4 protein-coding genes and 1 pseudogene are annotated in these 5,393 nt (G+C 63.9%); 1 reads left to right on the top strand and 4 read right to left on the bottom strand.

The genetic code is table 11. The features are described from left to right. Positions 1–11: 11 nt before the first annotated feature. From QMZ92_RS35665 to QMZ92_RS35655, 3 genes and pseudogenes are all read right to left on the bottom strand, one after another. A pseudogene (locus QMZ92_RS35665) lies at positions 12–944 on the bottom strand (ISAs1 family transposase); the annotation flags it as partial. Continuing rightward, a complete protein-coding gene (locus QMZ92_RS35660) occupies positions 914–1,288 on the bottom strand; it encodes a transposase family protein (protein WP_283302076.1) in 375 nt (124 codons plus the stop codon). The pseudogene QMZ92_RS35665 and the gene QMZ92_RS35660, both read right to left, overlap by 31 nt. Positions 1,289–1,706: 418 nt before the next feature. Then, a complete protein-coding gene (locus QMZ92_RS35655) occupies positions 1,707–1,853 on the bottom strand; it encodes a hypothetical protein (RefSeq protein ID WP_283302073.1) in 147 nt (48 codons plus the stop codon). Between the two features lie 96 nt (positions 1,854–1,949). Between QMZ92_RS35655 and QMZ92_RS35650 the strand changes: the two genes are divergently transcribed. Then, positions 1,950–3,011: a hypothetical protein gene (locus tag QMZ92_RS35650; protein WP_283302070.1), complete on the top strand. Its 1,062-nt coding sequence runs from the start codon at positions 1,950–1,952 to the stop codon at positions 3,009–3,011. Here QMZ92_RS35650 and QMZ92_RS35645 read toward each other — a convergent pair. Further along, entirely contained in the window at positions 2,986–4,908 is a 1,923-nt protein-coding gene (locus QMZ92_RS35645; RefSeq protein ID WP_283302068.1) for a CASTOR/POLLUX-related putative ion channel, read from the bottom strand. The genes QMZ92_RS35650 and QMZ92_RS35645 overlap by 26 nt on opposite strands. Positions 4,909–5,393 lie beyond the last annotated feature (485 nt).

Genomic DNA, 5,393 nt, shown 5'->3' with positions numbered 1-5,393 from the left:
GCAGGGCTTGATCAAGTTCCCTGAGGGTTCGGGTTGTTGAAGATGCCCAGGATCGGGGGTGCTCGTTCGGGTTCGTGGCGGATGGCTCGGGTGGTTTTGGCGATGTTGTCGGCTCCGAGGAGCTTGAGCGTGCCGATGGCGAGGTTGCGGAGGGTGGCCATGGTGCGGGGTGCGGTGCCGGTGTGGACGGTGGAGGCGTCCTCGGCGAAGGTGACATCCCGGATGTGGTGCGAGGAGTTTTCCACTCCCCAGTGCCCGCGGATCGCGGTGGCCAGGTCGGCCGGGGTGGCCTGGTGGGCGTCGAGGCTGGTGACGGCGTAGACGCTCTCGCGGCTTTCGCGCCGGCCGGTCTCCTTGCGGCGGCGGTGGACGCGGATGGCCAGCACTGCGTGGGGAAAGGCGATGCCGCCGAGCTCGTCGGGGATGGAGCAGGTCTTGATCGAACGGGACTCGCGGCGGCCGTGACCGGTCACGGAGGCGGTGTGCTGGACGCGGATGTCCCGCCAGGGCAGACCCGCGAGCTGATGGTACGCGGTCGGCTGGTTGGTCTTGATCACGGCGATGTAGTGCGCCTTCTTCGTCTCCACGAGCCAGGTGATGTTCGCCTTCACCGAGTGCAGGGCGTCGAAGGTCACCAGGTCGCCGGTCAGGTCCAGCGGCGCGAGCAGCGGCTTGAAGCGCGTGGTTTCGTTCGTCTTCGTACCGACCTCTGCCTGGGCCAGGGTCACGACCGGGCGGTGTGTGACCGCGGACAGCAGATGACGACGGGGCGCGTCGAGGCGGGCGGAGCCCTTGAGGGCCTTGCCGTCGACGGCGATGACGCGTCGCGGCCCCGAGGTGTTTGCCGGCTCGGCCACGCCACGGTGCCGGTCCGCGAGGTAGGCGCCCACCGCCCGGTCCAGGGCATCACCGTTCACCGCCCCCAGCACGCGCCCGATCGTGGCCGGCGAGGGAGCACGCCGCCATCTGAGCGGGTGNGCCCCGAGGTGTTTGCCGGCTCGGCCACGCCACGGTGCCGGTCCGCGAGGTAGGCGCCCACCGCCCGGTCCAGGGCATCACCGTTCACCGCCCCCAGCACGCGCCCGATCGTGGCCGGCGAGGGAGCACGCCGCCATCTGAGCGGGTGACAACGGATGCCGATGGCCGTCAGGAGTCCGCTGGAGGCGTTCGCACCCCATTCGGCCAGTTCCTCGATGCTCCGCGCGCCCGACACGACCGCACAGGCGCAGACCAGCAGGATCGCCGTCAGCGAGTACCACCGGCCCCGCCGCGAGCGCGGATCGGGCACCGCATCGAAGTACGGGCGCAGGTCGGCGGTCTGCCCCGGGCCCAACGGACCCAGCTTCAGCAGGACAGCAGGGATGGGAGAAGATACAGCGGCAGGCACGGGCCACCTCGTGATCAACGGGCTTAAGACACCACGATGATCACGAAGCCCGTGCCTGCACCTCTATCCGCCCCAACCGGCGGCTACCCGAACTCACCACACGACCAGGGAACTTGCAGCTGCCCTGNATACAGCGGCAGGCACGGGCCACCTCGTGATCAACGGGCTTAAGACACCACGATGATCACGAAGCCCGTGCCTGCACCTCTATCCGCCCCAACCGGCGGCTACCCGAACTCACCACACGACCAGGGAACTTGCAGCTGCCCTGCACGGCGTGGCCGTGCGGGAGGCCCGCCGGGTCGCGAAGGCCCTGATTTCAGACCTCGCCGGTACTGCACCCGGAGATCTTGAGTCCGGCGAGACGGGCGAGCCCCTTGTGACGACTGGGGTGGAGGGCGCCGGACAGGACGGGATTGCCGGATCGGCAGACCTCGCCGCAACTGCACAGCACCACGCTCTCCACGCTTCTGTGGTTACTCCCGGTGGTTCTCTTGCGCTCTCTGGTGGCTTTTCCGGTGAAGGCCGTGGTGAGAACCACGGTCTGCCGGACCGCGCGTGCGTGCGCGAGGACGGCGGCCCGCTCCGCGGGGAACAGCAGGAGAAGTCCCCGTCGATCAGCAGCGAGAAGCCCGGCCGCGGGCCGGTAGTCGGCGGCCCGGTGCGGGTCGTGGCCGGCGAGGGTCAGGGCAGGCAGCAGCGGGGGAGGGTGCCGCTGCCGCCGGAGGATCTGCGGGCCGTCCTGGCCCCGGTCGACCTGGTGTGGGCGCGCCTGGAGCGTCAGGCCGCCCGCCGCCTGGTGGAGGCCGCCGCCCGCAGCGAGCTGGGCAGGGTGGTCGGGTTCGCCGGCCGCGCCGATGCCCCGCAGGTCCTCGCCGACCGGCTCGCCCGGCGCCTGGCCGACCAGATGCGGCTGGCCGGGCCGATCAAGGACCCGGTGGGCTGGCTGATCGGCGTCGGTCTGCCGCAGCGCCAGCAGTGCGGCGACGTGCGGTGCGACGACCGGATGCTGCTCGACTCCGGCCAGGACTGCCCCCGTTGCGCGGAGAAGCAGGCCGACCGCCGGGACCAGCGCCGCGCGGTCGCGGCCGCCGTCGACGCCGCGATGCCTGGCGCCTCGGAGGCGGAGCGTCGGGCGGCGACCGAGCAGCAGCTGCACCAGGACGTGACGGCCAGGGCATGGGCGCAGGTGCACGAGTGGGACCAGGTCCGCGCCCGGCAGGCTGCCGCAGCTCAGGCCCGTGCCGAAGCCGCGGCCGCGCAGCCCAAGGCGGAGGTCCCGGCCGCGCCGGTGGCGCCGGTCGTGCTGCCCGCGCCCCGTCCGGCCGCCGTCACCCCGGCCCCGGATGTCGCGGACGTCGACGACGACCAGGAGCTCGTCCTCGAGGACCTGACCCGCGAGCAGGTGCTCGACTGGCGCACCCGCGCCGCGCACGACCACCAGATCGTCCACGACCACATCGCCCGGTACGGCGAGCACTCCGCGCAGCGCCTGTTGCCCCTTCGGCGTCAGCCCGCCTCCCTGCGCGTACCTCATGAACCCGGCATACCGCAGGGATCACGAACTGTCACGACCAGCCGTCATCGCGAGTTCAACCTCAGTACCGAGAAGCCAGAAGAATGATTCGATCGTCTTCCTGGAAAGCAATCCTGACATCCTTGTCCGGATTGAGGTGGACTCCAAAACTCGGGGGCCGCCCCATCTCATCCGATTTAAAGTATCCCATGGCGATCCATCCGCTCCGCTGGGCCTGCTCAATTATCGAGGAAAAGTATATTACGCCCCGCGGAAAAGGTGTGTCGGTGAGGAGTGATGAAGGGGATGCGTACAAAATTTTCGCATCCATCAGCTTTCCGAGAACTCTATAAGAGTAGGCATGGCTGCCGATCTGCGATATGAGTCCGGCCGACAGGGAGTTGAGGTCCACGATGTCGACGGCGCCAAAAATGGCGGGGTAGTCGATCTGTGTCACTTCATACATCTCTGCGATCTTTGCCCCCCGAAATTCTTCTATATGGGAGAGCTTCATGAGCCTAGCAAGCGTGAGGCAGTCCGCTTCATTCGGTTCCAAACCCTCTTCGGCAAGCAGGATCACATGTGTATAGCCCTCCATGGGCAAAGCGTCGAGATCATCCAACTGTGAGATATCTACATCCAGACGGGAAACTTTTGCCCCATGTGATGACCGAGCCGGTCTTTCACTCTCTCCGGAGTCATTCCTCCAATCCCCATCCCCTTGAAAGGCGACATTGATCATCGAATCTCTGCTCGTCGACTTATCGAGACGATCGAGAAGGGGACCCGCACGCTGGTTCCATCCAATGACAAGAATTCTACTTGAGTGCGCGCCGGCGTCGATCAACCCCTCCGCAGAGGCATCTCGGTCGATTGGAATGTTACGAGTGCGCGGCAAATTTGAGGAGATGTCGATGTCTTCATATACGCGACTTCCTTCCCTGGATATGAAGATAATCTTGTCACCGTTGCGTATCTCGGTACCCATCGCAGGCGGGAGTTCAATGTGGCCTTCCGCACTCAGCAGTCCTATGGGTGTGGAATGTTTGTACCTGCGGGTTATGCTCCCAAACTGCAGTCCGTTCACGTTCGGGTCGCGTTTCGCGTATATTTCATTCTCTGCGAAATTTAGAACCTCTCGACAGAAGTCAGGGAAACCGGGAAGGTGGAGCGCACGCGCAGTGATCCGAGAGAGGCGATCATTGAGACGGATGATCTGCAGTTCGTCGCTCGCGAGTTGTAGCATCTCCGCGGTCTCCATATCCCACACTGCAACACGGGTGCGCACGACCACCCTTTTCTCGATCTCGATTTGTCTGAGGTGCAGAAGGGTCTTCAGCAGGCGGGGGCCTTCAAGCGGCATAAGAATGATCGATCGGGCCGTTGCAGGGCTGACCAGATCCAGGTCTGACCTGCGCGATGGGTCTCCAACGCGGCAAATCAGCTTCTTGGACGAAAACCCTGACGGGCGGGTGCGTATTCTATCTTCAACCTTCTCATTGATTTCCTTGTCGGCAAGGAGGACGATCGAATGCGGCTGCTTATCCGCAAGCAGCTCTGAAATGACTCTGAACCCGAACTCGGACCATCCCAGCAGGAGAACGTGACCGCCCTCCATTACTTGAGACCTCCCTTTTTGGTAATCCAGGATACGTGAACGAACCCTGTAGTTTATCACGCCTATCATGGAGCTCAGGAAAAGCAGTTGAATCATTCCGATGAATATCTCTATGATCCGCGTCTGCCATTTCTCGTCATACAATTTAGGGCGGCTCAATCGAAATAGTTCAGCAATGTGAATCAGTGACTGATTCGTCCAGTCGTAGAAGAATCCATCTCCGGAAGGAAATGTGATGGCCACGAGGGAGCTGAATATGATGGTAACGGTTATGCATATGATGACCAGGGCCAGAGAGAGCACAATAAAGCCATGACTGACAAAAAACGTCTCCACATGATAATGTAGTCGCCTCAGTGTGAGCTTCTTCGATGTGAAGATCCGCATCCCCTGCCCTCTCCAATCTGCTGGGCCGGAGCGAAGTTCGGTGCGCAACCCCTATTCGCCCTCCCTGTGCCTGGAAGGCAGAAGCGTTGCTTGGCCAGTATCGCGCCCTGATCACCGATCGGCACCCTCGGGACTACTGCCATGAGTCCGCCAGGGCCCCGGCGAGTGCCTGGATCGTCTGGTTTGATCATGTGATGCAGTAGAGGGCTAGCCTCGCTGTTTCACTTGGGTACGGCTGGCTTGGGGCGGAAACGCGAAAGTGCCTTCCTGACCTGGGACGATGAACCTTGTCGAGGGGTTCTGTCGGTCCAGGCGGCAGGGCTTGATCAAGTTCCCTGAGGGTTCGGGTTGTTGAAGATGCCCAGGATCGGGGGTGCTCGTTCGGGTTCGTGGCGGATGGCTCGGGTGGTTTTGGCGATGTTGTCGGCTCCGAGGAGCTTGAGCGTGCCGATGGCGAGGTTGCGGAGGGTGGCCATGGTGCGGGG

This window comes from Streptomyces sp. HNM0645 (genome assembly GCF_030056615.1).
GTDB lineage: Bacteria > Actinomycetota > Actinomycetes > Streptomycetales > Streptomycetaceae > Streptomyces > Streptomyces marianii.
The sequence above is the reverse complement of the archived record's forward strand: the minus strand, read 5'-3'. Positions and strand labels throughout refer to the sequence as shown.